This window comes from Sphingomonas sp. LY54, assembly GCF_035594035.1.
GTDB lineage: Bacteria > Pseudomonadota > Alphaproteobacteria > Sphingomonadales > Sphingomonadaceae > Allosphingosinicella.
On sequence record NZ_CP141588.1, the window covers coordinates 2,215,396 to 2,241,187 of the forward strand.

A 25,792-nucleotide genomic window follows, 5' to 3' on the forward strand; every position below is an offset into this window, starting at 1 on the left:
GCTAAAACGGTGGGTTATGGTGGGCGCCGAAGAATCGAAGGGGACCAACATGCGCCATAAGCTGCTGACAATCATCCTGCTTTCGTCGCTGGCGCTTCCCGCCTGCACGACCACGCCCGCCGAACGGACCGCGGCGGTATCGACGGCAGGCAGTTCGGCGCCCGCGCCGGTGGCCGATCTCGTCCGCGCGGTCGACATCCCCTATCAGGAGTTCACGCTCGACAACGGCCTGCGGGTCATCGTCCACGAGGACCGCAAGGCCCCGGTGGTCGCGGCCTCCATCTGGTACAATGTCGGATCGAAGGACGAGCCCAAGGGCAAGACCGGCTTCGCCCATTTGTTCGAGCATCTGATGTTCAACGGATCGGAGAATGCCCCGGGCGACTTCTTCGAACCGCTGCAGCAGATCGGCGCCACCGATTTGAACGGTACCACCTGGTTCGACCGCACCAATTATTTCCAGACGGTGCCCAAGGCGGCGCTGGAAACGATCCTGTTCCTCGAGAGCGACCGCATGGGCCACCTGCTCGGCGCGGTCACCCAGGAGAAGCTCGATAACCAGCGCGGCGTCGTCCAGAACGAGAAGCGGCAGGGCGACAACCAGCCCTACGGCCTGGTCGAATATGCCGAGCTGGAGGCGCTGTTTCCGGAAGGCCACCCCTATCGCCATTCGACGATCGGCTCGATGGCCGACCTCGATTCGGCCAGCCTCGCCGACGTGAAGCAGTGGTTCCGCGACAATTACGGCCCCAACAACGCGGTGCTCGTGCTGGCCGGCGACGTCGATGTCGCGACGGCGAAGACGCTCGTCACCAAATATTTCGGCGACATTCCGCGCGGACCGGTCAACGAGCCGGCCGCGGCCGACGTGTCGACGCTCAAGGCGCCGCTCACGCAGGTGATGAAGGATCGTGTCGCCACGACGCGCATCTACAGGAAATGGGCCGTCCCCGGCATGCTCGATCCGGAAGTCGTGCCGCTCGAAGTCGGCGCCTCGGTGCTCGGCGGCCTCGCCAGCTCGCGGCTCGACAACGAGCTGGTGCGCAAGGACCAGACCGCTGTCCGCGTATCGGCCGATCTTCAGGACTTCCACCGCGTCGGGATCTTCGACGTCCAGGTCGACGTGAAGCCGGGCGCTGACGCCAATGCGGTGGCGCAACGGCTCGATGCGATCATCGCCGATCTCATCCAGAACGGGCCAACCCAGGACGAGGTGCAGCGCGTCGCGATGACGGTCGTCTCGGACCGCATCCGCGGGCTCGAGCAGGTCGGCGGGTTCGGCGGCAAGGCGGTCGCGCTGGCCGAAGGCGAGCTCTACGCCAACGATCCGGAATTCTACCAGAAGCAGCTTCTCGCCGTTTCCCAGCAGACGCCGGCCACCGTCCGCGCCGCGCTGCAGAAGTGGCTGACACGTCCGGTCTATGCGCTGACCGTTATTCCCGGCGAGCGCGATCCCTATGTCGAGGCGGGCGCAAAGAAGGGCGCCGTCGCGTCGCAGCGCCCGCGTTACTATCGCACGCCCGGTGCGGACGAGCAGCCGCTGGCGCCCAAGCCGCAGGCGCATGAGCCGCGCAGCTTCTTCCAGGTCGACCGCTCGAAGCTCCCCGAAGTCGGCCCGATCGCCGACCTCGACTTCCCCGACGTCGAGCGCGCCACTCTGTCCAACGGCATCAAGGTCGCGTTCGCGCGCCGCGCAGCCGTGCCGGTCGTACTCGTGTCGATGCAGTTCGACGCCGGCTATGCTTCGGACCCGAAGACCAAGCTCGGCCTGCAAAGCCTGATGGCGACATTGATGGACGAGGGAACTGCTACCCTCGATTCCCGCGAGCTGGCGGAGGCGCGCGAGCGGCTCGGCGCAGAACTCTCGATCGCGCCGTCGCTCGACCGCACGACCGTGACCTTGTCGGCGCTGAAGCCCAACCTCGCGGCCTCGCTCGATCTGATGGCGGACGTGGTCAAGAATCCCGCCTTCGAGCCGAGCGAGTTCGAACGGCTCCGCTCGCAGCAGCTGACGCGCATCGCCAGCGAGCTCACCCAGCCGACCGGCATCGCGCTGCGGACGCTGCCGCCCCTGCTCTACGGCGACCAGCATCCCTACGGGACGCCGTTCACCGGCTCGGGCCGCGCCGAGACGGTCACCGCGCTCACGCGCGATGACGTCGTCGCAGCCCACCGGAGCTGGATCCGCCCCGAAAATGCTGAAGTGTTTGTCGTGGGCGACACCAGCCTAGCCGAGATCACCCCGATGCTGGAGGCCCGCTTCGGCCATTGGGCACCTCCGGCGGCGCCGCGCGTCGAGAAGAATTTCGACGTGGCCATCGTTGCGCCGAAGCCGCGCATCGTGCTGGTCGATCGGCCGCAATCGCCGCAATCGATGATTCTCGCCGGCGAGATCCTGCCGGGCAAGGGCACCGACGATCTCACGACCCTGCTGGCCGCCAATGACGTGCTCGGCGGGAGCTTCCTGTCGCGCCTCAACATGGACCTGCGCGAGACCAAGGGCTGGGCCTATGGCGTGTCGGGCTTCGTCAACCGAACCGAGCACCAGTCGCCCTATATCGTCTTCGCCCCGGTCCAGGCCGATCGCACCGGCGATTCGATCAAGGCGCTTCAGGAGCAGATGCAGGCGTTCCTGGGCAGCAAGGGCGTTACCCCGGCCGAGCTGACCCGGACGATGAACGGCAATATCCGCGAACTGCCGGGCAGCTTCGAGACTTCGGGCGCGGTGCTCTCTGCGATGCAGGGCAATGCGCTGTTCGACCGGCCCGACAATTACCAGGAGACGCTGGCCAGCCGCTATCGCGCGATGACGGCGGCCGACCTCGACAAGGCGGCGCGGGCGGCCGTCGACCCGGCCAAGTTGGTCTGGGTCGTGGTCGGCGACGCCGCCAAGATCCGCAGCCAGCTCGACAAGCTCGGCATGCCGGTCGAGGTCGCGACTCTGAAGTGAGGGTGCAAGCGATCCGCCCTCCCCGGAGGGCGGATCGGGCTGCGCTCAGGGTTTGCCGACGAGCCGGGTGACGTGGCCCATCTTGCGGCCGGGGCGGGTCGTGCCCTTGCCGTACAGGTGCAGATGGACGGTGCGGTCGGACAATATCTGCGCCCAGTCGCGCACGTCCTCGCCGATCAGGTTCTGCATCTCGACCCGCGGCACAACCAGATCGGGCGCGCCGAGCGGGAGGCCGCAGACGGCGCGGATATGGTTCTCGAACTGCGACGTGAGCGCACCCTCGATCGTCCAGTGGCCGCTATTGTGGACGCGCGGCGCCATCTCGTTGAACACCGCACCCTCGGCTCCGTCGAAGAACTCGAGCGTCAGCAGCCCGACATAATCGAGCGCGTCGGCGACCTTGCGGGCGAGCGCCTCGGCCTCCTTTATGGCCGGGCGCAGGGCCGGGGAGGCGGGCACGGTCGAGCGATCGAGGATGCCGCTTTCGTGCACATTCTCCGGCGCGTCCCAGATCACGATCTCGCCGGAGGGGGTGCGGCACAAAAGGATCGAGAATTCCGCATCGAACGGGACGAAGCCCTCGAGCACGCAGGGCGCGCCCTTCACTGCGTCCCAGGCAGCGTCGGCATCAGCCGGATTCATGATGCGCGCCTGGCCCTTGCCGTCATAACCGAAGCGCCGTGTCTTCAGGATCGCGGGCGTGCCGATTTCGGCAAGCGCCCGGCCGAGCTCCTCGCGGCTGGAGACGGCGGCGAACGGCGCCGGACGCCCGCCGAGGCCGGCGACGAATTCCTTTTCGGAGAGCCGGTCCTGCGCCACTTCGAGCGCGGCCCGGGGCGGATAAACCGGCACCTTCTCGGCGAGCGCCTTCAGGGGGCCCGCGGCGATATTCTCGAATTCGTAGGTGGCGACGTCGACGCTGGCGCCGAAGCGCGCGAGCGCTACCTCGTCGTCATAGGCGCCGCGCGTGAACAAAGCCGCGACCTCGGCCGCCGGCGGCGCCTCGTCGGGCGCGTAGATATGGATCTTGTAGCCGAGCTGGGCCGCCGCCATGGCGAGCATGCGCCCGAGCTGGCCGCCGCCGACGATGCCGATCGTGGAGCCCGGTGCGATCATTCGGGGCGCTCGGCGATTCCGTCGGTCTGGCGCTGGCGCCACGCGTCGAGCCGGCCGGCGAGGGCTTCGTCGTGCGTGGCAAGGATCGCGGCGGCGAGCAGGCCGGCATTGGTCGCTCCGGCCTTGCCGATCGCGAGCGTGCCGACCGGGATGCCGCCGGGCATCTGGACAATGGAGAGGAGGCTGTCCATGCCGGACAGGGCCTTGGATTCCACCGGCACGCCGAGCACGGGAAGGCGGGTCATCGACGCCGCCATGCCGGGAAGGTGGGCGGCGCCGCCAGCGCCCGCGATGATGGCCTTGAGGCCGCGGCCGACGGCGCTCTTGGCATATTCGACGAGCCGGTCGGGGGTGCGGTGCGCCGAGACGATGCGCGTCTCATAGGGCACTTCGAGCACGTCCAGGACGTCGGCGGCGTGGCGCATCGTCTCCCAGTCGGACTGGCTGCCCATGATGATCCCGATCTGCGGAGCTTCGTCTGCCAATTTTCTACCCTTTTGCCCGGCGAAGCGGCACTTCTTAACCACCGACCCCCCGCTAGGCAATTGGGGGCGCCGCCTCTTTTGGCGATGCGTTAACGGATGGCGCGTAGGATCGGGCGTCGAAAGGCGGACGGTCGCATGGCGGAAGACGAAAAAGCACAGGTGCATCTGATCGAGCAGCTGAGCGACGAAAATGCCTTGCTGCGCGCCTCGCTCGCCGAGATGCGCGAGCGCGTGGCGGAGCTGGAGCAGATCGCCGACAGCGACACGCTGACGCCGTTACCCAATCGCCGCCGCTTCCTGCGCGAGCTCGAACGCGTCGTCAGCCATGCCAATCGCCACGGCACGCCAGCGGCGCTGCTCCACATCGATCTCGGTGGGTTGAAGGCGATCAACGACCGCTATGGCCATGTCGCGGGCGACGCCGCGCTGATCCATGTCGCGCGCCTGCTCGCCGAGCTCATCCGCTCGACCGACGTGCTGGCGCGCATCGGCGGCGACGAGTTCGGCCTGATCGTCGACCATCTCGACCATAACAGCGCGATCGAGACCGCAGAGCGGCTCGAACGCTGCATCGCCGCCGATCCGCTCGACGTCGGTGGGGCCTCGGTGTCGCTCGAAGCGGCGATCGGCGTGGCCACCATCCTTCCCGGCGACAGCGCCGACGACGTCATGCTGCGCGCCGACCGCAATCTGCACCGCGCGAAGAGCGGCGACTAGCGGTCCTTCAAATAGTAACGCTCCAGGGCGTTGAGCTGGTCGTCTAGCTCGTAGACGATCGGCTGGCCGGTCGGGATTTCGAGGCCGGTAATCTCATCGTCCGGGATGTTGGAGAGATGCTTGACCAGAGCGCGCAGCGAATTGCCGTGCGCCGAGATGAGCACGCGCTCGCCCCGCTTCAGCGCCGGCGCGATCCGCTCTTCCCAGTAGGGCAGGACGCGCTCGATCGTATCCTTCAGGCTCTCGGTGCGCGGAATGGCGATCCCGGCATAGCGGCGGTCGCCGGCGAGGTCATATTCGCTGTCGGCCTCGAGCTCCGGCGGCGGGATGTCGAACGACCGGCGCCAGATCTTGACCTGCTCCTCGCCGACCTTGGCCGTCATCTCGGCCTTATTGAGGCCGGTAAGGCCGCCATAATGGCGCTCGTTCAGCTGCCAGCTCTTCTCGACCGGAAGCCACAGGCGCAGCATCGGCTCCAACGCCAGGTGCAGCGTCTTAATGGCGCGGGTCTGCAGGCTGGTGAAGCAAATGTCGAAGTCGAGCCCCTTCGACCCCATCAGCTCGCCGGCGAGCCGCGCTTCCTCCACGCCCTTCGGCGTCAGGTCGACGTCCCACCAGCCGGTGAAGCGATTTTCCAGGTTCCACGACGACTGGCCGTGGCGGATCAGCACGAGACGGGGCATTTTAACGGCTCTTCTTCGGCAAGGCGTCGACCATGGCGTAGAGCGCGTCGAGGCACGAGCGACCGAGCATTTGACTGCGCTCGGGCGACCAGCCATGATCGGGATCGGGCAGGTCGTCATTGTCCTTGAACGGCATTTCGAGCGTCATGCTGACGGCGCCGAAACGCTCGGCGAGCTGGGCGGTCGACATGGACAGGTTGGCCTTGCCCGGCGCCGAAACCTCATAGCCCTTGGCAGTCTGGAAATCGGGCGAGATGCGGACCAGCTCCTGGCTGAAGCGATCGTACAAATCCTGCTGCGCCTGGGTCCAGTTCGGGATGCCTTCGAAGCCGGCGAGGAAGTTGGCTGCGATCGCCTCGTCGCCGTGAATGTCCATCGCGAAATCGACGCCGGTGCGGTCCATCGCGTTGCGTACCCACAAAACTTCGGGGCTGCGCTCGGCGGTCGGCTCATGCCACTCGCGGTTGAGGTTGACGCCGGCGGCGTTGGTGCGGAGGTGGCCGCGACGCGAGCCGTCCGGGTTCATGTTCGGGACGACGTGGAAGGTCGCCTTCTCGCGCAGGCGGCGCGAAACCGGGTCGGCGTCGTCGAGCAGTTTCTCGAGCGCGCCTTCCATCCACCATTCGGCCATCGTCTCGCCGGGATGCTGGCGGGCGTAGAGCCAGACCTGCAAGGGGCCGTCGCCGATACGGAAATAGTCGATTTCCTGGCCGTCGAGCGTCTGGCCGAGCGAGCGATATTCGACGTCGGGATAGGCTGCGACCTGGGCGACGAAATCGTGGTGCCGCTCCATCGTGTAGGGCGCGAAATAGGCGAACCAGACGCTGTCCGAAGCCGGCGTGACGCTGATCGTCAGGACGCCATCGTCATAACCGGTCTCGACCTGCTCCCAATATTCGCGGTCGTACGACATGCGGGCGCGATAGCCGGGCCACCCATTGGGATAGGCGGAGCCGGCGCTGTTCAGGATGCGAAGCTGCAGCGGCCTGCCGCCGGCGCCGGTTACCCGGAAGAAAAACCACTGGTAGAAATCGGACTGGTGATCCTTGACGATTTCAAGGTCGACCCGGTTTTCCTCGATGCCGACCAGACGAATATTGCCGCCATCAAAGGCGCTCGTAACGGAGAGATTCATTTGACCCTGATAGTGCGCCCCGACTCTCCGGGGAAGTCCCGAAACAGCGCATCTGCGAGCTTTTCGACCGCCACCGTGCGCTGCGCGGCCTCGCTCGTCGCGGGGGCTTCGGTGGTTGCCCGGCCCTCCCAGAAAACGGTGCCGTCGGAACGGCGCTTGATGCGCACCTCCAGCAATGTGCCGACGATCTCGCCCGATCGGCCACCGCCGAGGCCGAAGCTCACGCCGCCGCCGACGCCGCTGCGCCAGCCGCCGGTGCTGCCGCCGACGCCGATCGTGACCGGCGAGCGCTCGCGCAGCGCCTCGCGGCTGCCTTGCTCGACATCAACCGTGGCGACCTGCTCGGAGCGGCCGACGGTGTTGACGACGGTCCAGCCGAGGCGGCTCAACTGGCGCGCGACCGCATCTTGGTAGGCGCGGAACTCGAGGCTGTTCGCGTCGGCCGGATTGGCCGGCTCGACGGCGATCGGCGCGCGGGCGATCGGCTGGTTCAAATGGAAGCGGGTGACATCGCTCCCCGCGCTGCCATAGCCGCCGCCGGTCGTGCAGGCCGCGAGCGAAGCTGCGAGAAGAAGGGCGCCCGTACGGAGAAAAACAGCTTTCATTCCGGAACCTCGTGCTAAGCGGCAGACTTATACGGACCTGCAACGATCCTGACGCCGTTTTGCTGCAATCCGAAACTGGGGAAAATCGAAATGACGAGTCCAGGCACCAAACCTCCCGTGCTGGTCACCGGCGGTGCTGGCTATATCGGCAGCCACGCCGTGCTGGCGCTGGTCGATGCGGACTGGCCGGTTGTGGTCCTCGACAACCTCACGACCGGCTTCGAATGGGCCGTCGCGAAAGAGGCGACCTTCGTCAAGGGGGACATCGCGGACCAGCCGCTGCTGGCGCGGATCATCGCCGAGCACGGCATCCAGGCGATCATTCATTTCGCCGGATCGATCGTGGTCCCGGAATCGGTCGAGAATCCGCTCAAATATTATGAGAACAATACGGCGAAGAGCCGCTCCCTGATCGAGAGCGCGGTGAACGGCGGCGTCCGCCACTTCATCTTCTCCTCGACCGCGGCGACCTACGGCATTCCGGAGCGCGTGCCGGTGACCGAGGACGCGCGCACCCAGCCGATCAATCCCTATGGCTGGTCGAAGCTGATGACCGAGCGCATGCTGGCCGACACGGCGGCGGCGCACCCGATCAATTTCTGCGCGCTGCGCTATTTCAACGTCGCCGGGGCCGATCCGAAGGGGCGCTCCGGCCAGTCGACCGCGGGGGCGACCCACCTCATCAAGGTCGCGGTCGAGGCGGCGACCGGCAAGCGCAGCCATGTCTCGGTCTACGGCACCGACTATGCCACGCCCGACGGCACCGGTGTGCGCGATTACATCCACGTCAGCGACCTCGCCGCGGCGCATGTCCACGCGCTCGAGAAATTGATCGAGGATCCGGCGTCCAGCCACATCATGAATTGCGGCTACGGCCGCGGCTTTTCGGTGCTCGAAGTGCTCGACGCCGTGGACCGCGTGACCAACATGACGATCGAGCGTCGGATGGAGACGCGCCGCCTCGGCGATCCCGATTCGCTGGTCGCGGACAACGGCCGAATCCTGGCGACGCTCCCCTGGCGCCCCGCGCGCGACGACCTCGACACGATCGTGGCCGATGCGCTGGCGTGGGAGCGCAAGCTCGCCGAGCGCTCCCAGACCTTGCCAAGCTGATCCGAATCGCCTTCTGTCCCCGAACAGCGAGACAGGGATGCAGGGTTCGTCGGTCGAGGAATTGGGACGCGCTGGCATGGAAGCGCTCGAGCGGGGCGATGCGGCCGCGGCGCGTCGCTCGTTCGAGCAGATCGTCGCGTCCGGACAGGCGCCGGCCCCGGCCTGGATCCTACTCGCCCAGGCCTGCCGGCAGGCGGGCGACGCGGAAGCCGAGCGCGAGGCGATCGACCAGGCGCTGGCTGTAGACCCGCGCAATCTGCGCGCCATGATCATGAAGGGCGACTGGTTCAGCCGCCGCGACGACATCCGCGCCGCGACCTCCTTCTATCAGTTCGCGCTGAAGCTCGTCCCTGCCGGCGCGGCGCTGCCGCCGGGGCTCGCCGCCGATCTTGCGCGTGCCGAAGCGGCCGTCGCAGACTTCAGCCGCCGCTACGAAAATCACCTGACCGACCGGCTCGCCGAGGCCGGCTTCTCCGGGGACAGCGTCGCCCCGCGCGTCCAGGAATCGATCGATATCCTGCTCGGCAACAAGCAGCTCTATTTCCAGCAGCCGACCAGTTATTTCTTCCCCGGCCTCCCGCAGATCCAGTTCTACGAACGCGACCAGTTCCCGTGGGTCGAAACCGTCGAGCAAGCGGTCCCCGCGATGCAGGCCGAACTCGCCGCGCTGATCGAAGAGCGGGAGGCGGCGTTCAAGCCTTATGTCGAGGTGCCGACCGACCGCGCCTTCAACCAGTCGCATGCGATGCTGAACAACCCCGACTGGTCGGCGCTCTATCTGTGGAAAAACGGGGCGCTGGTCGAGGAGAATGCGTCGCGCTGCCCGCGCACGATGGAAGCATTGGCCGCGGCGCCGATCCCGCACATCCGGACGCGCTCGCCGATGGTGCTCTTCTCCAGGCTTAGGCCGGGCACGCACATTCCCCCGCATAACGGCATGCTCAATACCCGGCTGATCTGCCATATCCCGCTCGTCGTCCCGCCTGTCTGCCGGCTGCGCGTCGGCAACGAGATCCGGCCGGTCGAGGAGGGGAAGGCGATGATCTTCGACGACAGCATCGAGCATGAGGCCTGGAACGACAGCGACCAGACGCGAATCGTCTTGCTGTTCGAGGTCTGGCGTCCGGAGATCAGCGAGGAGGAGCGGCGGGCCCTCATCGCCCTGTTCGAAGCGATCAACGATTATGGCGGGGCGGCCGAGACGCCATCTATCTGACTCGCGCAGGCCGCGTTTTTCCCCGCGCAGCGCCGCCGGAAAGCTTGACTTGCACCGGCGCCGCCCGTAGGGGAGCGCCTTCATTTTCTCACCAGAAACCATTCGAAAGAACAGGCAGGCGTACCGGCCATGAAGATCCGCAACTCCCTGAAGTCCCTCAAGTCGCGCCACCGCGACTGCCGCGTGATCCGTCGCCGGGGCCGCACCTACGTCATCAACAAGACGAATCGCCGCTTCAAGGCGCGCCAGGGCTAAGCCGCCTTGGCTGTGACCGCCGTCGTCTTCGACGTCGGCAACGTCCTCTACGGTTGGGACCCTGAAAGCTTCCTCGTCCGCCAGATCGCGGACGATGAAGCGCGTCTGCAGTTCATCGAGGATACCGACCTTTACGGTTGGCACGAGACATTGGATGGCGGCCGCCCGTTCGACGAGGCCGCCGCCGAACTGTCCGAAACCTTTCCCGCTTATGCCGATCTGATCTCCGCCTGGGGCGAGCGATTCGGCGAGACGATCACGGACCCGGTTCCCGGCGTCCACGCGATCGTCGAAGAACTCGACGGGCGCGGCGTGCCCTTGTTCGCGATCACCAATTTCTCGGCCGATTTCTGGCGGCCGTTCCGGGCGCGCGAAGACGCATTCTTCCGCCGCTTCCGCGACATCGTCGTCTCCGGCGAGGAGAAATTGCTGAAGCCGGACCCGGCCATCTATTTCCGCGCGCTCGACCGATTCGGGCTGAAGCCGGCCGAGGCCCTGTTCGTCGACGATCGTGCGATCAACGTCGAGGGCGCCCGCGCCGTCGGCATGCCGGCGCACCTGTTCACGACCGCCGAGAATCTCCGCACGCGGCTCCAGGCCGACGGCCTGCTCTGAACTTTAGCGCGGCTCGCGCTTTGTTTGGGCCATGCGACAAAGATGGCCCGAAAAGCTCTGGATCGTCCGCCACGGCCAAAGCGCGGGGAACGTCGCCCGCGATGCGGCCGATTCGGCGGGACTGAGCGTGATCGATATTCCGATGCGCGACGTCGACGTGCCGCTGAGCGCGCTCGGCGAGCAGCAGGCGCGCGCGCTCGGCCATTGGTTCGCCGCTCTGCCCGAATCGCAACGGCCGGAGATCGTCCTGGCCTCGCCTTATGTCCGCGCCCGCCAGACCGCGCGCGCGATCTGCGCGGCGGGCGGCGTGGTCGGCGACGCGCGACCGCCGATCGTCGACGAGCGCCTGCGCGAGCGCGAATTCGGTATCTTCGACCGGCTCACCATGGCGGGTATCCAGGAGAAATTTCCCGACCACGCCGAGCATCGCGCATTGCTCGGCAAATTCTACCATCGCGCGCCGGGCGGCGAGAGCTGGGCGGATGTGATCCTGCGGCTGCGCGGCGCGCTCGACACGATCAGCCTGCACCATGCCGACCGGCGCGTCCTTGTCGTCTGCCACCAGGTCGTGGTGCTGTGCCTGCGCTACATCCTCGAGGAGATGGACGAGGCGCAGATCCTGACCATCGATAAGGAAGGCGATGTCCTCAATTGCGGCGTGTGCGAATATGATTTCGAGCCCGACGACGCCAGGCTCTGCGTGCCCAAGTTGATCCGCTACAATTTCGCCGCGCCGCTGATCGAGGAGGCCGCGCCGATCACGTCCGAGCCCGACGCCATGGTGGCCGCGCGATGAGCGAACCGGAGACGCTGGACGTGGCGTTGCTGCGCCGCTTCCCGCTCCCCCACCATGCCGAGGACGGCGACAAGGAGGAACGCGGGGTCGCCCAGTTCATCGCCGGCAGCCGCGAGCTTTCGGGCGCGGCGCAGCTGGCCGGTATCGCCGCGCTCCGCGCCGGCGCGGGCAAGCTTCGCGTCGCCACGTCCGAAAGTATCGCGCTCGGACTTGGCATCGCCCTGCCCGAGGCGCGGATCATGGCCTTCGCCGAGGATAAGGACGGCTGCATCGCCCCGGGGTCGATCGCGCGCCTCGTGGAGCAATGCGGCGACGTCGATTCGCTGACGATCGGCCCCGGCATGCAGGCCGGTGCCCCGCTCACCGACCTGATTGCGGCGGTGCTGGACGATGGCGGCGCTTATCCGCTGGTGCTGGACGCCGCGGCGCTTGGGCTGCTGCCGCCGCTGGCCGCGAAGCTGCGGGCGTGGACGGGCGGCGCCGTCCTGCTGCCGCATGCGGGCGAGATGGCACGATTGCTCGAATGCGAGCGCGAGACCGTCGCCGCCGATCCGCTGGCGGCCGCGCGAAAGGCCGCCGAGGCGTTCGGCGCGGTCGCCGTGGTCAAGGGGCAATGGAGCTTCGTGGTGGCGCCGGACGGACGCAGCTTCCGCTTCCTCGGCGGCGGCATCGGCCTCGCCACTTCGGGCTCGGGCGACACGCTGGCGGGCATCGTCGGTGGCCTCGCCGCGCGCGGTGCCGACCCGCTCACCGCCGCCTTATGGGGCGTCTATCTCCACGGCGAGGCGGGCCGAACCCTGACCCGCGACGTCGGCCGCGTCGGCTTCCTTGCGCGGGAGATTCCCGATCTTGTCCCTGGCCTGATGCAGGCGGTCTAGAGGGTTCCGCCCCCTGCTGTTCCCCGGCGAAAGCCGGGGTCCAGCGATGTCCCATCTGGGCCCCGACTTTCGCCGGGGAACACCAATTTCGTCGAAATGCGGGCCGCTAGCTCAAGTTCGCTTGAACTGCGCCGACTGCGTTGCCTTGTGCCGGTCGAGCTCGTCGCCGACCAGCCGCGCCACCTGCACGACATTGGTCGAACCCGGCGTCCCGAACGGCACGCCGGCGGTGATGATGATGCGGTCGCCGCCCTTGGCGAGGCCGTGGCGCAGCGCCATGCGTTTGGCCTTGGCGATCATTTCCTCGAAGCTCTCGACGTCACGCGTGCGCACCGCGTGCGCGCCCCACAGGAGGCCCATCCGCCGCGCGGTGTTGACCGACGGCGTCAGCACCATGACTGGAGCGGCCGGCCGCTCGCGCGCGACGCGGCGCGCGGTCGAGCCCGAGGTGGTGAAGCAAACGATGGCGGCGCCACCGATGGTGGTCAGGATGTTGGTCGCGGCCTGCGCGATCGCGTCATTGGTGGTCGGATCGGGCAGGGTCTCGGTGAAGTGGACGCGCGGCAGATAGCTCGGATCGGCTTCGACCGTGGTGGCGATGCGGTTCATGATCGACACCGCCTCGACCGGCCACTGGCCTGAGGCGCTTTCCGCCGACAGCATGATCGCGTCGGCGCCGTCATAGACGGCGGTGGCGACGTCCGACACCTCGGCGCGGGTGGGCGAGGGCGAGGTGATCATCGATTCGAGCATCTGGGTCGCGACGACGACCGGGCGGCCCATGCGGCGGGCGGCTTCCACGATCTTCTTCTGCAGCGGCGGCACGTCTTCGGGCGGCAGCTCGACGCCGAGATCGCCGCGCGCGACCATGACGGCGTCGGCAAGCTCGAGAATGCCGTCGAGCCGCTCGACCGCGGCCGGCTTCTCGATCTTGGCGAGCAAGGAGGCGCGGCCGGCGATCAGGCGGCGGGCCTCGGCGACGTCTTCGGAACGCTGGACGAAGCTCAGGGCGATCCAGTCGACATGGTGCGACAGGGCGAAATCGAGGTCGCGCCGGTCCTTCTCGGTGAGCGCCGCCACCGGCAGGACCACATCGGGGACGTTGAGGCCCTTGTTGTTGGAGATCGTGCCGGGCACCTCGACCATCGTCTCGAGCCGGTCGGGTTCGGCCTTCAGCACGCGCAGCACGATCTTGCCGTCGTCGACGAGCAGGCGCGTGCCGGCCTCGACCGCCTCGAAAATCTCGCGATGGGGGAGCTGGACGCGGGTCGCGTCGCCGAGCGCCTCGTCGCGGTCGAGCAAGAACGTCTGCCCGGCCTTCAGCTCCGCCTTGTCTCCTTCGAAACGGCCGACGCGAAGCTTGGGCCCCTGCAGGTCGACGAGGATCGTGGTCGGGCGATCCAGCTCCTTCTCGAGCCCGCGGATCATCGCGATCAGCTTGGCATGATCCTCGTGGCTGCCGTGGCTCATATTGACGCGGAACGCGTCGGCGCCGGCTTCCGCAAGCTTGCGGATCATTTCCGGCGTATTGCTGGCCGGCCCCAGCGTCGCGAGGATGCGGACCTTGCGGCTGCGGGGCACGAACTGGCTCTGCATGATGTCTCCTTGAGCGTGAGGTGGCGGAATAGCCACTATCGGTGACAGTTCAAGCATCCGTGTTCGCCCGGGCTTGAGCGCCATGCCCCCGTTGGCCTAGACGCGCCCCTTCAATTTCAGAATCGGGTGGGAAACAAGAATGTCCGAAGGAAACGTCGCGGCCGACGAGCTGCGCTTGCTGATCGAGCGCATCGAGCGCCTGGAAGAAGAGAAGAAGGCGATCGCCGACGACGTGAAGGACGTCTATCTCGAGGCGAAGTCGCGCGGCTACGACGTCAAGACGATGCGCACCATCATCCGCCTGCGCAAGATGGAGGCCCATCACCGCCAGGAAGCCGAGATGCTGCTCGAGACCTACAAAGCGGCGCTGGGCATCGATTGATCCTGCGCACCCCGTGAAAGCGGGGTGCCGCCCTGCTTCGGCCCGTGTACGGATGGCGCAGGAATTTCCGCTTTCGCGGGAATGACGAAGAGGGGAGAACGGACATGATCGTTACGACCACCACCAGCGTCGAGGGCCGGCCGGTCCAGCAATATCTGGGCGTCGTCACCGGCGAGGTCATCGTCGGCGCGAACATCTTCAAGGACCTGTTCGCCGGCATCCGCGACATCGTCGGCGGCCGCGCCGGCGCCTATGAAGGCACGCTCCGCGACGCGCGGACGACCGCCTTCGAGGAACTGGAAGCCGAAGCCGTGCGGCTCGGCGCCAACGCCGTCGTCGGCGTCGATATCGACTATGAAGTGATCGGCAAGGAAGGCTCGATGCTGATGGTCAGCGTCTCGGGCACGGCGGTCCGGCTCTAGGGACTGTTTCGACGGTTTTCGGTGCGATAGGCTCTCACGGCAAGGGGGCTGATAATGCGCGACGCCGCTGCCACTCTGGACGATCCAGCTCGGGGAGGATGGTTTGGCTTTCTCTCCCATGCCTGCAAATCGCTCGTCGATCCCAGGCTGCGGCTGCCGGCCGGCTTGCTCCTCGTCGTCCTCACTTTCAGCAACATCATCATCCTCTTCAACGTTCCCCAAGAGGGCGCGACTCCATCTTTCGCCTTCCTTGCTGCGGCGTTCGCTCGGGTCGGCGGGCTATTGGTCTTGGCGGTCGCCATCCTTCGCATCCTGGCGGCGAGCGAACGTCATCCCTGGCGACCCGACGGTGCCTTCTTTCTCTATGCTGCGTCGCTGATCGTCAGCTTCGGCGTTGCGGCGCTGATCACGGGCCTGGCTGGCGAGCCGGACGCTTTTTCGACGATCTTGTTGCGGAACGTGCTTCTGACCGCTTTCCTTGCGCCGTTAGCGCCTTGGGTCGTCGGGATCGCCGCTGCGACTCCGCTCGGCTGGAATCCCGCGCGCTTCCTCCGCGGCTTCGGCCGCTGGCTGCCGCCCCTGCTGGCGTGGACGCTGCTCCTCGTGACCCCGATGGGCATTCTTCACGCGGTTATCGACCTGCATCTCGTCAAGGGCGCAGGCGAATGGTTCTGGCCGCTGTCGCTATTCGACGGCGCCCTCAGCGCGGTCATGGCGCTGCTCGGCCTCGGTCTGAACGTCGAGGCCTACAGGCGCGTTGCGCGAGGGCGATAGTCTCGGCTATCGCGGTGCCACCACATCCTTTTTCATGAAGAGGCGAACCCGGATCCATGGCCGGCCATAGCAAGTTCAAGAACATCATGCATCGCAAGGGCGCGCAGGACAAAAAGCGCTCGGCCATGTTCTCCAAGCTCTCCCGCGAAATCACCGTCGCGGCGAAGATGGGCACGCCCGATCCGGACATGAACCCGCGCCTGCGCGCCGCCGTGATGGCGGCCAAGGCCCAGTCCATGCCCAAGGACAATATCGAGCGCGCGATCAACAAGGCCGCGGTCGGCGAAGGCGAGAATTACGAGGACGTGCGCTACGAGGGTTTCGGTCCCGGCGGCGTGTCGCTGATCGTCGAGGCGCTCACCGATAACCGCAACCGCACTGCCACCAACGTGCGCACCGCCTTCGCCAAGAATGGCGGCAATCTCGGCGCGTCCGGCTCGGTCAGCCACGGCTTCGACCGGCTCGGCCTGATCTCCTATCCGGCCGCGGCCGGCAGCCACGATGCCGTCTTCGAAGCGGCGATCGAGGCGGGCGCGGAGGATCTCGAATCGAACGACGAGAGCCACGAAATCTGGACTGCGCAGGAAAATCTGCACGAGGTCGCCAAGGCGCTCGAAAAGGTGCTGGGCGAACCGGAGAGCACGAAGCTCGCCTGGCGTCCGCAGACTCCTGTCGAGGTCGGCGAGGGCGACGCCGCGTCGCTCCTCAAGCTGATCGACGCGCTCGACGACGACGACGACGTCCAGACGGTCTGGGGCAATTACGAAGTCTCCGACGAAGTGATGGAGAAATTGGGCTGATCCTGATCGGGCTCGATCCCGGGCTGACCTGCACCGGCTGGGGCGTGATCGTCGCCGACGGCAATCGCCTCAGCCATGTCGCCAACGGCCAGATCCGGCCGGACGCCAAGGCCGACATGCCGGCGCGGCTGGTCGAACTGCACGACCGGCTGCACGATTTGTTCGAACAGTACCGGCCGGCCGGCGCGGGCGTCGAGGAGGTATTCGTCAACGTGAACCCGCAATCGACGCTCAAGCTTGGGCAGGCGCGCGGCGTCGTCTTGCTCTGCGCGGCCAAGAGCGGCCTGATCGTCGGCGAATATTCGCCCAAGGTGGTGAAGAAGGCCGTCGTCGGCACCGGCAATGCCGAGAAGGCCCAGGTCCATGCGATGGTGACGCGCCTTCTCCCGGGCGTGAAGATCGTCGGTGCGGACGCGGCCGACGCGCTCGCGGTGGCGATCACGCACGCCCACCATATCGCCAGCGCCCGCGCGCTGAGGGGGCACGCCGCATGATCGCCAAGCTGCGCGGCCTGCTCGACAGCTTCTCCGCCGATCATGCCGTGATCGACGTCCAGGGGGTCGGCTATCTCGTTTCCGCTTCGGCGCGCACCCTATCCGCGCTCGGTGCGATCGGTGACGAAATCACGCTCCATACCGAGATGCAGGTGTCGGACGACGCCATCCGCCTCGTCGGCTTCGCCAGCATCGAGGAGCGCGACTGGTTTCGCCTGCTGACCTCAGTCCAGGGCGTCGGCTCGCGCGTCGCTTTGGCCATCCTGTCGGCGCTCAATTCGGACGAATTGCACCGCGCCGTCGCCAGCGGCGACAAGGCGATGGTCGCGCGCGCCAACGGAGTCGGCCCCAAGCTCGCCCAGCGCATCGTCAACGAACTGAAGGACAAGGCCGGCGGCATCATCCTCGGCACCGGCGCCGCGCCGATCGTCGCGGCGGGCGGCTTCGCGGCGGACGCTGTATCGGCGCTCCAGAATCTGGGCTTCCGCCCCGCCGAGGCCGCCGCTGCCGTCACCAAGGCCGAAGCCGACTTGGGCCCCGAGGCGAGCCTCGACGCCCTCGTCCGGCTGGCGCTCAAGAAGGCGTCGCGATGACCGACGTCGACCGCCTCACCACGCCCGAGCGCCGGCCCGAGGACGTCGACGCCGCTCTGCGGCCGAAGTCACTCGACGATTTCGTCGGCCAGCGCGCGGCGCGCGAGAATCTGCGCGTGTTCATCGATGCGGCCAAGGCGCGCGGCGACGCGCTCGACCACGTCCTCTTCTTCGGCCCGCCGGGGTTAGGCAAGACCACGTTGGCGCAGATCATCGCGCGCGAGTTGGGGGTCGGCTTCCGCGCCACGTCCGGGCCGGTCATCGCGAAATCGGGCGACCTTGCCGCTCTGCTCACCAACCTCGAGGACGGCGACGTGCTGTTCATCGACGAGATCCACCGCCTCGCGCCGGCGGTCGAGGAGGTGCTCTACCCGGCGATGGAGGATCGCGCGCTCGACCTCATGATCGGCGAGGGTCCCTCGGCGCGCTCGGTCCGGATCGATCTGCCGCGCTTCACTTTGGTCGGCGCGACCACCCGTCAGGGGTTGCTGACGACGCCGTTGCGCGACCGCTTCGGCATTCCGGTGCGGCTCAATTTCTATACGGTCGAGGAGCTGGAGCGGGTCGTCCGCCGCGCGGCCGGACTGCTTGGGCTACCGCTCACCGAAGATGGCGCGACCGAGATTGCGCGGCGCTCGCGGGGCACGCCGCGCATCGCCGGGCGCCTGCTTCGCCGCGTCCGTGACTTTGCCGAGGCGGCCCGCGCGCCGCAGGTCGACGCCCAGGTGGCGGACGGCGCGCTCACCCGCATGGAGGTCGACGCGCTCGGCCTCGATGCGATGGACCGCCGCTATCTGCACATGATCGCCGACATCTATCGCGGCGGCCCCGTCGGGGTCGAGACGCTCGCCGCCGGCCTGTCCGAGCCGCGCGACACGATCGAGGAGGTGATCGAGCCCTATCTGATCCAGCTCGGCCTGATCGCCCGCACCGCGCGGGGCCGCTGCCTCAACGGGCGCGGCTGGACCCATCTCGGGCTCAATCCGCCCCAAGGCGCGCAGGACGGGCTGTTCGACGCGAAATAGACGCGGCTCGCCTCAATGCCCCACTAAGGGGTCACCGGGGGTTCCTTCAAAGGTTAATGCCCCCTAGAGACCTTGAAGCATGACCATGCCCATCCACGACCGTCCCTATCGCGGCGGTTTCCATGGAAAGACCCATCGCTTCGCGCTCCGCGTCTATTTCGAGGACACGGATGTCGCGGGCATTGTCTATTACGCCAATTATCTGCGCTTCATGGAGCGCGCCCGTTCGGACATGCTGCGCGCGGTCGATATCGATCAGCGCGCGGCGCTGGAGAGCGGCGAGGGCGTCTATGCCGTCGCCGAAGTGGCGATCAAATATCGCATGCCGGCCAAGCTCGACGACGACCTCGTCGTGCTAAGCGGCGTACGCGAAGTGCGGGCGGCAAGCTGCGTCATTCATCAACGAGTCATGCGCGACGATGAAATCCTGACCGACGCCGAGGTGACCGCCGCCTTCCTGACGCCGGATGGCCGCCCGCAGCGGCAGCCGCGCGCCTGGAGGGATATTTTCGAGCGGCTGAAAGGGGAAGAATTTGAGTAATTTGGGTACCAGCCCGGCCGAGATGATGTCGCCCGTGGCCCTGTTTCTGCAAGCCGACCTCGTCGTGAAGTCGGTCATGATCGGCCTCATATTGGCCAGCATCTGGACGTGGGCGATCATCATCGGCCACGCTTTCCGCATCCGCAAAATCGCCCGCGAGAACGAGCGGTTCGAAAAGGATTTCTGGAAGGCCGACGACATCGATCGGTTCGCCGACACGCGTGGCAAGGATGAATGGCCGAGCGCCAGGATCTTCACCGCGGGGCTCGCCGAATGGCGGCGTTCGACGGCCGGCAAGACGATCGACAAGGAAGGCACGCGCCACCGCCTCGCCATGGCGATGCACTCCACGCTCGGCGCCGAGATCGACAAGCTTGCCGATCGCCTCAACATCCTCGCCACGGTCGGTTCGGTGGCGCCGTTCGTCGGCCTGTTCGGCACGGTCTGGGGCATCATGCGCAGCTTCAGCGACATCGCGGGATCGAACAATACGAGCCTCGCCGTGGTCGCCCCGGGCATCGCCGAGGCGCTGTTCGCCACCGCGATCGGCCTGTTCGCGGCGATCCCCGCGGTCATCGCCTACAACCGCATGACGCACGGCATCAATCGCATGGAGGCCCGGCTGACGCGCTTCGCCGACGGATTCCACGGCACTCTGAGCCGTGAACTGGAGCTCGACGCCTGATGGCGATGGGGCCGATCCTTGGGCAGGGGCGCCGCGGGCGCCGGTCGCCGATGGCGGAGATCAACGTCACGCCGATGGTTGACGTGATGCTGGTGCTGCTCATCATCTTCATGGTGACGGCCCCGTTGCTCGTCGCCGGCGTGCCGGTCGACCTGCCCGACAGCAAGGCCGGCGCGCTCGACCAGGAGCAGGAGCCGATCCAGATCGGCCTCGACGCCAATGGCGCCATCTTCATCGGCGAAGCGCAGGTGGCCGAGGGTGAGCTCGGCCAGCGACTGCGCCAGATCGCCGCCGCCAGCCGCGAGGAAGGCGGCCCGCGCATCTTCCTGCGCGCCGACAAGGGCCTCGATTACGGCAACGTCATGCGCGTGATGGGCGAGATCAACGTCGCCGGCCTGCGCAAGGTCGCTTTGGTCAGCACGCAGCAAGGCGCGCGCTGATGGACCGGGCGGAGGCAACCGGCTTCGGCGTTGCGCTGGCGGGGCATCTTGCCCTGCTGGCGGCGCTGTCGCTCGGCTTCGCCTCCGTGACCAAGATGCCGGTCACCAATCCCCCGATCGAGGTTTCCTTCGTCGACGAGGTCGGGCTGGAAAGCGCCGCACCGGTGATCTCGCGCGAGGAGCCGGCCGCCAAGCTCGGCGAGGTCGAAGGCCCCGTCGACACCACGCCGCCGCTTCCCCAGCCCGAACCGCTGCCGTCTCCGACCCCGACGCCGCAGCCCAAGGCGTCCCTTCCCGAACCGGCGCCCGCCCCGCGGCCGCAGCCGAAGGCACCTCGTCCCGAGCCAGCGCCCGCCGCCAAGCCGAAGCCGACGGAGTCATCGAAGCCGGCGCCGGCCAAATCCGCCGAGAAGGCCAAGCCCGCGCCGCCGACCGAAAAGGCCCAGCGTCCCACCGGCCGGCTGAGCGGCCTGCTCAGCGGCGTCAGCGATCGCGAGACGGACAGTCGCTCCACCGCGCCGCCCGCCGCCAATATCAGCGCCGCGGCGCGCAGTTCGCTCGCCGCCGAAATCCGGCGCCAGCTCAAGCCGCATTGGAAGGCCCCGACCGGCGCCGACGCCGAAATGCTGCGCACCGAGCTCCAGATCAGCCTCGCCCGCAACGGCGCGGTGACCGATATCGAGGTGCTGCGCACCACAGGCCAGACCGCCAGCAACCGCCCTCAGGTGAAGCTTCACCAGGAGCAGGCGGTGAAGGCCGTGCGGCTCGCTGCCCCCTTCCGCCTCCCGGCCGAATATTACGACGCCTGGAAACAGCTCACGACAACGTTCGACAAGAGGCTCTCTCAATGACCCGACTGAAGCTCATACTCGCCGGCGCCGCCGCGATCGTCGCCATGCCGGCCCAGGCCCAGCTCGCCGTCGACGTGACCGACGAAAGCGCCGCCGACATGGTGATCGCGGTGCCGGCCATGCCGACCCCGGAAAGCGCTTCGACCCCGGCCGGAACGACCGATGCGCTCGGTCGCCAGGTCGCCGAGGTAATCGCCGGCGATCTCACCCGCAGCGGCCTGTTCCGGCCGCTCGGCCCGGGCGCCGTGCGCGCCATCACCTTTCCGGAAGTGACCGCCCCTGCGTTCGATTACTGGCCCGGGACCGGCGCAGTCGCGCTCGTCCAGGGCTTCGTCCGCGCCAATAGCGACGGCAAGCTCACCGTTGGCTGCTACCTTTACGACGTCGCGCTGAAGTCCGAGCTCACCCGCCAGGGCTATGTCGTCGAACCGCGCGACTGGCGCCGCGCGGCGCACAAATGCGCCGACGCAATCTACGCCCGTCTTTCGGGCGAGAGCCCGTTCTTCGACAGCCGCATCGCCTATATCGCCGAATCCGGCCCCAAGGATAAGCGCGTGAAGCGCCTCGCGATCATGGATTCGGACGGCGCCAACCACCGCTTCCTGACCAACGGTCAATCGGTCGTGCTGACTCCGCGCTTCTCGCCGGACTACAAGCAGATCGTCTATCTGAGCTATCTCGAGAACAAGCCGCGCATCTACATTTACGACATCGGCACCGGCCGGCAGCGGCTGGTGACGGAGAGCGTCAACCAGACCTTCGCGCCGCGCTTCTCGCCGGACGGCCGCTTCATCCTCTATTCGATGTCGGTCAACGGCAACATGGACATCTATCGCATCTCGGCGAGCGGCGGCACGCCCCAGCGCCTGACCAACAGCCCGGGCATCGACATCGGCGGCAGCTATTCGCCGGATGGTTCGCGCATCGTCTTCGAGAGCGATCGCTCGGGCAGCCAGCAGCTCTATGTGATGAATGCCGACGGTTCGAACCAGCGCCGCATCAGCTTTGGCGGCGGCAGCTATGCGACGCCGGAATGGAGCCCACGGGGCGATCTTATCGCCTTCACGCGCGTCGGCAGCTTCCGCATCGGCGTGATGACTCCGGACGGCTCGGGCGAACGCCTGCTCACCAACAGCTGGCAGGACGAATCGCCGAGTTGGTCGCCCAACGGCCGCGTCATCCAGTTCTTCCGCACCAGCCAGGGCCGCGGCGGCAAATCGAGCGTGTGGCAGGTCGACCTGACCGGCACCAACGAGCGCCGCATCCCGACGCCGCTCGACGGCTCGGACCCCGCTTGGGGCCCGCTGCTTCCGTAACACCCACGATAACGACCGAAGGAGAATGCAATGACGAGAACGAGCCTGAAGATCGCCGCAATGGCGGCGGCGCTCGCCCTCACCGCCGGCTGCGGCAAGAAGACCCCCGAGCAGTTGCCGCCCCCGCCGGCCTCGGAAACCGGCACCGACGTCAGCGGCGACCAGACGGGCGTCGGCCAGACCGTGGTCCCGGGCTCGCGCGCCGACTTCGTCCAGAACGTGACGTCGGACCGCGTATTCTTCGACACCGAGATGCACACGCTCGACGACCGCGCCCGCGCGACGCTCGACACGCAGGCGGCCTGGCTGCAGCGCAACCCGAGTGTCAGCGTCACTATCGAGGGCCATGCCGACGAACGCGGCACCCGCGAATACAACCTGGCGCTTGGCGACCGCCGCGCCAATTCCGCGAAGAACTATCTGGTCGCCAAGGGTATTGCCGCCTCGCGCCTGAACGTGATCAGCTGGGGCAAGGAGCGTCCCGAAGCGATCGGCTCTGATTCGGCCGCCTGGGCGCAGAACCGGCGCGCTGTGACCGTCGTCCCGCAATAAGAAATGGCAGCCCTCTCCCCCGCGTGGGGGAGAGGGCGTCAGCCTTCGTCGCCGAAGATGGCGACGATTTTCCCCGCGGCGGACGCCTTGCCGCGATACATTCCGGCCGAATTGAACGACCAGTCCGCGTCGCCCTGCGGCGACACGACGATGACGCCGCCGGTCCCGCCCAGCGCGGTCAGCTCCCCGATTACATGGTCGGCCGCCTGCTTCGCATCCTCGCCTGCGAAGCGCATCCGGGCGCAGATCTCGTGCGCGACCCCCAGCCGAATGAAATATTCGCCCGAGCCGGTAGCCGAGACCGCGCAGGCGCGATCGTCCGCATAGGTGCCGGCGCCGATCACCGGCGAATCGCCGATCCGCGCCCAACGCTTGCCGGTGATGCCGCCGGTCGAGGTTGCCGCCGCGACATGGCCGTGCACGTCCAGTGCGACCGCGCCGACCGTGCCGTATTTCATGTCCGCATCGAACCAGTCGGCCTTCGATTTCATCTCCTCGAGCTGCCGCCGCCGCTCCGCCGTGGCGAACCATTCGGGGCCGACCTGCTCCAGGTCGCGCTCGCGTGAGAACTGGTCGGCGCCCTCGCGGCTGAGCATGACGTGCGGGCTATGCTCCATCACGGCGCGGGCGAGGCTGACCGGGTTGCGCGTCGCGGTGACGCCCGTGACCGCGCCGGCGTCGCGCGTGGCCCCGTTCATGATCGCCGCATCGAGTTCATTGGTGCCCTGATAGGTGAAGACCGAGCCGCGGCCGGCGTTGAAATGGGGATTGTCCTCCAGCTCGCGCACCGCTGCCTCGACCGCATCGAGCGCGCTGCCGCCGGCTTCGAGTACGGCCGATCCCGTATCCAGAGCATGTTCGAGCGCGGCGCGGATTTCCCGTTCGTCCGCTTGCGATAGCATGGCCCGCTCGATGATCCCGGCGCCGCCGTGGATGACGAGCTTCCACTCGCTCTTCTGCTGGTTGGGGGAGGTCATCAGTCAGGCTCCGGTTCGCGACGCGCCCGCGGAATAGCAGAAACCCACTGTCCCGCCACTCTCGCCGGAATCACGATCGACGAATGCCGCCTGACCCATCTCGCTTATGCCCAGGAAATCGCCCAGGCGATGCTCCGACGCCAACAGGCCGAGGCGGTGATCGCGGCGCGGCAGAAGCTGGTGACCGGCGCCGTCACCATGGTGGAGACCGCGCTGCAGATGCTGTCGGAGAAGCAGGTCGTGGAGCTGGACGACGAGCGCAAGGCGGCGATGGTCTCCAATCTGATGGTGGTGCTCTGCTCCGAGCGCGACACCCAGCCGGTCGTGAACGCCGGTACGTTGTACCAGTAATCTGATGGCCGAGAGTCCGAAAAAGGCCTTCCCGCTGCGCATCGAGCCGGCGCTCTGGGCCGCGCTCGAACGTGCTGCGGCGGCCGATTTCCGGAGCGTGAATGCCGAGATCGAATGGCTCCTCAGGGAGGCGCTGGCGCGGCGGGGCGTGAAGGTCCCGCCGCCCGAGGCGCGGCGCAGGGGCCGGCCGCCCAGGGAAGGGTGAGGGCCGGCCCGCTTCGCCTTGGTCTTGTCACTTCAATCGCTTATATGGCGGCCATGTCCATTCGACCCTGGCGCGACATAGCGCGCCGTCCCTCGCGCCAGATCATGGTCGGCAATGTCGCCGTCGGCGGCGACGCGCCGGTCACCGTCCAGACGATGACCAACACCAACACTGCCGACGTCAAAGGCACGATCGACCAGATTCGCCGCTGCGAGGAAGCGGGCGCCGACATCATCCGCGTCTCGTGCCCCGACGAGGAATCGACCGCGGCGCTCCGCCAAATCGTCCGCGCGGCGCGCGTGCCGATCGTCGCCGACATCCATTTTCACTATAAGCGCGCGCTCGAGGCGGCCGATGCCGGGGCCGCGTGCCTGCGCATCAATCCGGGCAATATCGGATCGGACGCGCGCGTCGCCGAGGTCGTGCGCGCGGCCAAGGCGAACGGCTGCTCGATGCGGATCGGCGTCAATGCCGGCAGCCTGGAACGCGACCTGCTCGAAAAATATGGCGAGCCCTGTCCGGAGGCTTTGGTCGAGAGCGCGCTCGACCATATCAGGCTGCTCGAGGACCAGGATTTCCGCGAATACAAAGTCGCGGTGAAGGCGTCCGACGTATTCCTCGCCGTGGCCGCCTACCAGCAGCTTGCCGAGGCGGTGGATTGCCCGCTCCATCTCGGCATCACCGAGGCCGGGGGCGCGCGGGGCGGCACCGTCAAGTCGGCGATCGGCATCGGCTCGCTGCTCTGGTTCGGGATCGGCGACACGATCCGCGTCTCGCTCTCGGCCGAGCCCGAGGAGGAAGTGCGGGTCGGTTACGAGATCCTGAAGAGCCTCGGCATCCGCAACCGCGGCGTGCGCGTCGTCTCCTGCCCGTCCTGTGCGCGCCAGGGGTTCGATGTGATCCGCACCGTGCAGACGCTCGAGGAGCGGCTGAGCCACATCCGCACGCCGCTTTCGCTCTCGGTGCTGGGCTGCGTCGTCAACGGGCCCGGCGAGGCGCGCGAGACCGATATCGGCCTCACCGGCGGCGGCAACGGCAAGCATATGGTCTATCTGTCGGGCGTCACCGACCATCATGTCCAGGACGCCGACATGGTCGACCATATCGTCAGCCTCGTGGAGGCCAAGGCGGCCGAGATCGAAGCCGCGACCACCGACGCCTTTCCAACCGCGGCCGAATGACCGACCGAGCGTCACCCCGGCGAAAGCCGGGGGCCAGGAACGC

The 25,792-nt window shown here is 67.4% G+C and carries 30 protein-coding genes and 1 pseudogene; 24 read left to right on the forward strand and 7 right to left on the reverse strand.

Annotated elements, in window-relative coordinates:
• Positions 1-49: 49 nt before the first annotated feature.
• Positions 50-2,950: a M16 family metallopeptidase gene (locus SH591_RS11110; protein ID WP_324749178.1), complete on the forward strand. Its 2,901-nt coding sequence runs from the start codon at positions 50-52 to the stop codon at positions 2,948-2,950.
• 45 nt (positions 2,951-2,995) lie between these two features.
• On the opposite strand, the gene SH591_RS11115 is transcribed toward SH591_RS11110, so the two are convergent.
• Together SH591_RS11115 and purE are read right to left on the reverse strand one after the other, a co-directional pair.
• Positions 2,996-4,066: a 5-(carboxyamino)imidazole ribonucleotide synthase gene (locus SH591_RS11115; RefSeq protein ID WP_324749179.1), complete on the reverse strand. Its 1,071-nt coding sequence runs from the start codon at positions 4,064-4,066 to the stop codon at positions 2,996-2,998.
• Complete coding sequence (purE, locus tag SH591_RS11120) at positions 4,063-4,518, reverse strand: 5-(carboxyamino)imidazole ribonucleotide mutase (RefSeq protein WP_324751367.1); 456 nt, start codon at positions 4,516-4,518, stop codon at positions 4,063-4,065. Before purE ends, SH591_RS11115 begins: the two co-directional genes overlap by 4 nt.
• Before the next feature lie 168 nt (positions 4,519-4,686).
• Here purE and SH591_RS11125 point away from each other — a divergent pair, with 168 nt between their 5' ends.
• Positions 4,687-5,268 (forward strand): GGDEF domain-containing protein, encoded by a 582-nt coding sequence (locus tag SH591_RS11125; protein WP_324749180.1) that lies wholly within the window; start codon positions 4,687-4,689, stop codon positions 5,266-5,268.
• Here the strand turns inward: SH591_RS11125 and gpmA are convergent.
• The 3 genes from gpmA to SH591_RS11140 are packed head-to-tail and all read right to left on the reverse strand — an operon-like array spanning position 5,265 to position 7,691.
• Complete coding sequence (gene gpmA / locus SH591_RS11130) at positions 5,265-5,951, reverse strand: 2,3-diphosphoglycerate-dependent phosphoglycerate mutase (protein ID WP_324749181.1); 687 nt, start codon at positions 5,949-5,951, stop codon at positions 5,265-5,267. The two genes, SH591_RS11125 and gpmA, sit on opposite strands and share 4 nt — an antisense overlap.
• Position 5,952: 1 nt before the next feature.
• Positions 5,953-7,086 carry a M14 family metallopeptidase gene (locus SH591_RS11135; protein WP_324749182.1) on the reverse strand — a complete coding sequence of 378 codons (1,134 nt, stop codon included), beginning with the start codon at positions 7,084-7,086 and terminating at the stop codon, positions 5,953-5,955.
• On the reverse strand, positions 7,083-7,691 hold the full coding sequence (locus SH591_RS11140; protein WP_322831574.1) for a DUF4136 domain-containing protein: 609 nt from the start codon (positions 7,689-7,691) through the stop codon (positions 7,083-7,085). The genes SH591_RS11135 and SH591_RS11140 overlap by 4 nt, the downstream gene beginning before the upstream one ends.
• A 90-nt stretch (positions 7,692-7,781) precedes the next feature.
• Between SH591_RS11140 and galE the strand changes: the two genes are divergently transcribed.
• The 6 genes from galE to SH591_RS11170 all read left to right on the forward strand — a co-directional run bounded on the left by galE (position 7,782) and on the right by SH591_RS11170 (position 12,564).
• Positions 7,782-8,804: a UDP-glucose 4-epimerase GalE gene (galE, locus tag SH591_RS11145; RefSeq protein ID WP_324749183.1), complete on the forward strand. Its 1,023-nt coding sequence runs from the start codon at positions 7,782-7,784 to the stop codon at positions 8,802-8,804.
• Positions 8,805-8,841: 37 nt separating this feature from the next.
• Positions 8,842-10,020 (forward strand): aspartyl/asparaginyl beta-hydroxylase domain-containing protein, encoded by a 1,179-nt coding sequence (locus SH591_RS11150; protein ID WP_324749184.1) that lies wholly within the window; start codon positions 8,842-8,844, stop codon positions 10,018-10,020.
• 129 nt (positions 10,021-10,149) lie between these two features.
• The gene (gene ykgO, locus SH591_RS11155; RefSeq protein ID WP_006833921.1) at positions 10,150-10,275 is read left to right on the forward strand and encodes a type B 50S ribosomal protein L36; all 126 of its coding nucleotides are present in this window, start codon (positions 10,150-10,152) and stop codon (positions 10,273-10,275) included.
• 12 nt (positions 10,276-10,287) lie between these two features.
• Entirely contained in the window at positions 10,288-10,890 is a 603-nt protein-coding gene (locus tag SH591_RS11160) for an HAD family hydrolase (RefSeq protein WP_324751368.1), read from the forward strand.
• A gap of 31 nt (positions 10,891-10,921) precedes the next feature.
• Positions 10,922-11,686 carry a histidine phosphatase family protein gene (locus SH591_RS11165; protein WP_324749185.1) on the forward strand — a complete coding sequence of 255 codons (765 nt, stop codon included), beginning with the start codon at positions 10,922-10,924 and terminating at the stop codon, positions 11,684-11,686.
• The gene (locus SH591_RS11170; protein ID WP_324749186.1) at positions 11,683-12,564 is read left to right on the forward strand and encodes an NAD(P)H-hydrate dehydratase; all 882 of its coding nucleotides are present in this window, start codon (positions 11,683-11,685) and stop codon (positions 12,562-12,564) included. The genes SH591_RS11165 and SH591_RS11170 overlap by 4 nt, the downstream gene beginning before the upstream one ends.
• 111 nt (positions 12,565-12,675) lie before the next feature.
• Here SH591_RS11170 and pyk read toward each other — a convergent pair whose 3' ends face one another.
• The gene (pyk, locus tag SH591_RS11175) at positions 12,676-14,160 is read right to left on the reverse strand and encodes a pyruvate kinase (protein ID WP_324749187.1); all 1,485 of its coding nucleotides are present in this window, start codon (positions 14,158-14,160) and stop codon (positions 12,676-12,678) included.
• Positions 14,161-14,299: 139 nt separating this feature from the next.
• On the opposite strand from pyk, the gene SH591_RS11180 reads away from it, so the two are divergent.
• The 13 genes from SH591_RS11180 to pal all read left to right on the forward strand — a co-directional run bounded on the left by SH591_RS11180 (position 14,300) and on the right by pal (position 23,035).
• The gene (locus tag SH591_RS11180) at positions 14,300-14,542 is read left to right on the forward strand and encodes a DUF2312 domain-containing protein (protein ID WP_322831580.1); all 243 of its coding nucleotides are present in this window, start codon (positions 14,300-14,302) and stop codon (positions 14,540-14,542) included.
• Positions 14,543-14,646: 104 nt separating this feature from the next.
• A complete protein-coding gene (locus SH591_RS11185) occupies positions 14,647-14,964 on the forward strand; it encodes a heavy metal-binding domain-containing protein (RefSeq protein ID WP_322831581.1) in 318 nt (105 codons plus the stop codon).
• A 54-nt stretch (positions 14,965-15,018) separates the two neighbouring features.
• Positions 15,019-15,738 carry a hypothetical protein gene (locus SH591_RS11190; protein ID WP_324749188.1) on the forward strand — a complete coding sequence of 240 codons (720 nt, stop codon included), beginning with the start codon at positions 15,019-15,021 and terminating at the stop codon, positions 15,736-15,738.
• 56 nt (positions 15,739-15,794) lie between these two features.
• Positions 15,795-16,538 (forward strand): YebC/PmpR family DNA-binding transcriptional regulator, encoded by a 744-nt coding sequence (locus SH591_RS11195; RefSeq protein WP_322831583.1) that lies wholly within the window; start codon positions 15,795-15,797, stop codon positions 16,536-16,538.
• On the forward strand, positions 16,535-17,032 hold the full coding sequence (gene ruvC, locus SH591_RS11200) for a crossover junction endodeoxyribonuclease RuvC (protein ID WP_324751369.1): 498 nt from the start codon (positions 16,535-16,537) through the stop codon (positions 17,030-17,032). Before SH591_RS11195 ends, ruvC begins: the two co-directional genes overlap by 4 nt.
• Positions 17,029-17,625 carry a Holliday junction branch migration protein RuvA gene (gene ruvA / locus SH591_RS11205; RefSeq protein ID WP_324749189.1) on the forward strand — a complete coding sequence of 199 codons (597 nt, stop codon included), beginning with the start codon at positions 17,029-17,031 and terminating at the stop codon, positions 17,623-17,625. The genes ruvC and ruvA overlap by 4 nt, the downstream gene beginning before the upstream one ends.
• Positions 17,622-18,650 carry a Holliday junction branch migration DNA helicase RuvB gene (gene ruvB, locus SH591_RS11210; protein WP_324749190.1) on the forward strand — a complete coding sequence of 343 codons (1,029 nt, stop codon included), beginning with the start codon at positions 17,622-17,624 and terminating at the stop codon, positions 18,648-18,650. Before ruvA ends, ruvB begins: the two co-directional genes overlap by 4 nt.
• Before the next feature lie 85 nt (positions 18,651-18,735).
• On the forward strand, positions 18,736-19,191 hold the full coding sequence (locus tag SH591_RS11215) for a YbgC/FadM family acyl-CoA thioesterase (RefSeq protein WP_324751370.1): 456 nt from the start codon (positions 18,736-18,738) through the stop codon (positions 19,189-19,191).
• A 22-nt stretch (positions 19,192-19,213) separates the two neighbouring features.
• Positions 19,214-19,876: a protein TolQ gene (tolQ, locus tag SH591_RS11220; RefSeq protein ID WP_322831643.1), complete on the forward strand. Its 663-nt coding sequence runs from the start codon at positions 19,214-19,216 to the stop codon at positions 19,874-19,876.
• On the forward strand, positions 19,876-20,316 hold the full coding sequence (locus SH591_RS11225) for an ExbD/TolR family protein (RefSeq protein ID WP_324749191.1): 441 nt from the start codon (positions 19,876-19,878) through the stop codon (positions 20,314-20,316). The genes tolQ and SH591_RS11225 overlap by 1 nt, the downstream gene beginning before the upstream one ends.
• Positions 20,316-21,167: a TonB C-terminal domain-containing protein gene (locus SH591_RS11230; protein WP_324749192.1), complete on the forward strand. Its 852-nt coding sequence runs from the start codon at positions 20,316-20,318 to the stop codon at positions 21,165-21,167. Before SH591_RS11225 ends, SH591_RS11230 begins: the two co-directional genes overlap by 1 nt.
• On the forward strand, positions 21,164-22,483 hold the full coding sequence (gene tolB / locus SH591_RS11235; RefSeq protein ID WP_324749193.1) for a Tol-Pal system beta propeller repeat protein TolB: 1,320 nt from the start codon (positions 21,164-21,166) through the stop codon (positions 22,481-22,483). The genes SH591_RS11230 and tolB overlap by 4 nt, the downstream gene beginning before the upstream one ends.
• A gap of 30 nt (positions 22,484-22,513) precedes the next feature.
• Positions 22,514-23,035, forward strand: coding sequence for a peptidoglycan-associated lipoprotein Pal (gene pal, locus SH591_RS11240; protein ID WP_324749194.1), 522 nt, complete (start codon positions 22,514-22,516; stop codon positions 23,033-23,035).
• 38 nt (positions 23,036-23,073) lie between these two features.
• Here the strand turns inward: pal and SH591_RS11245 are convergent, their stop codons facing one another.
• Complete coding sequence (locus SH591_RS11245; RefSeq protein ID WP_324749195.1) at positions 23,074-24,012, reverse strand: isoaspartyl peptidase/L-asparaginase family protein; 939 nt, start codon at positions 24,010-24,012, stop codon at positions 23,074-23,076.
• A 60-nt stretch (positions 24,013-24,072) separates the two neighbouring features.
• On the opposite strand from SH591_RS11245, the pseudogene SH591_RS11250 reads away from it, so the two are divergent.
• The 3 genes and pseudogenes from SH591_RS11250 to ispG all read left to right on the forward strand — a co-directional run.
• Positions 24,073-24,363, forward strand: a pseudogene (locus SH591_RS11250) (SPFH domain-containing protein); the annotation flags it as partial.
• A gap of 4 nt (positions 24,364-24,367) precedes the next feature.
• Positions 24,368-24,568, forward strand: coding sequence for a type II toxin-antitoxin system antitoxin (locus SH591_RS11255; protein ID WP_324749196.1), 201 nt, complete (start codon positions 24,368-24,370; stop codon positions 24,566-24,568).
• Between the two features lie 53 nt (positions 24,569-24,621).
• Positions 24,622-25,749 (forward strand): flavodoxin-dependent (E)-4-hydroxy-3-methylbut-2-enyl-diphosphate synthase, encoded by a 1,128-nt coding sequence (gene ispG / locus SH591_RS11260; protein WP_324749197.1) that lies wholly within the window; start codon positions 24,622-24,624, stop codon positions 25,747-25,749.
• The last annotated feature ends 43 nt before the right edge of the window (positions 25,750-25,792 follow it).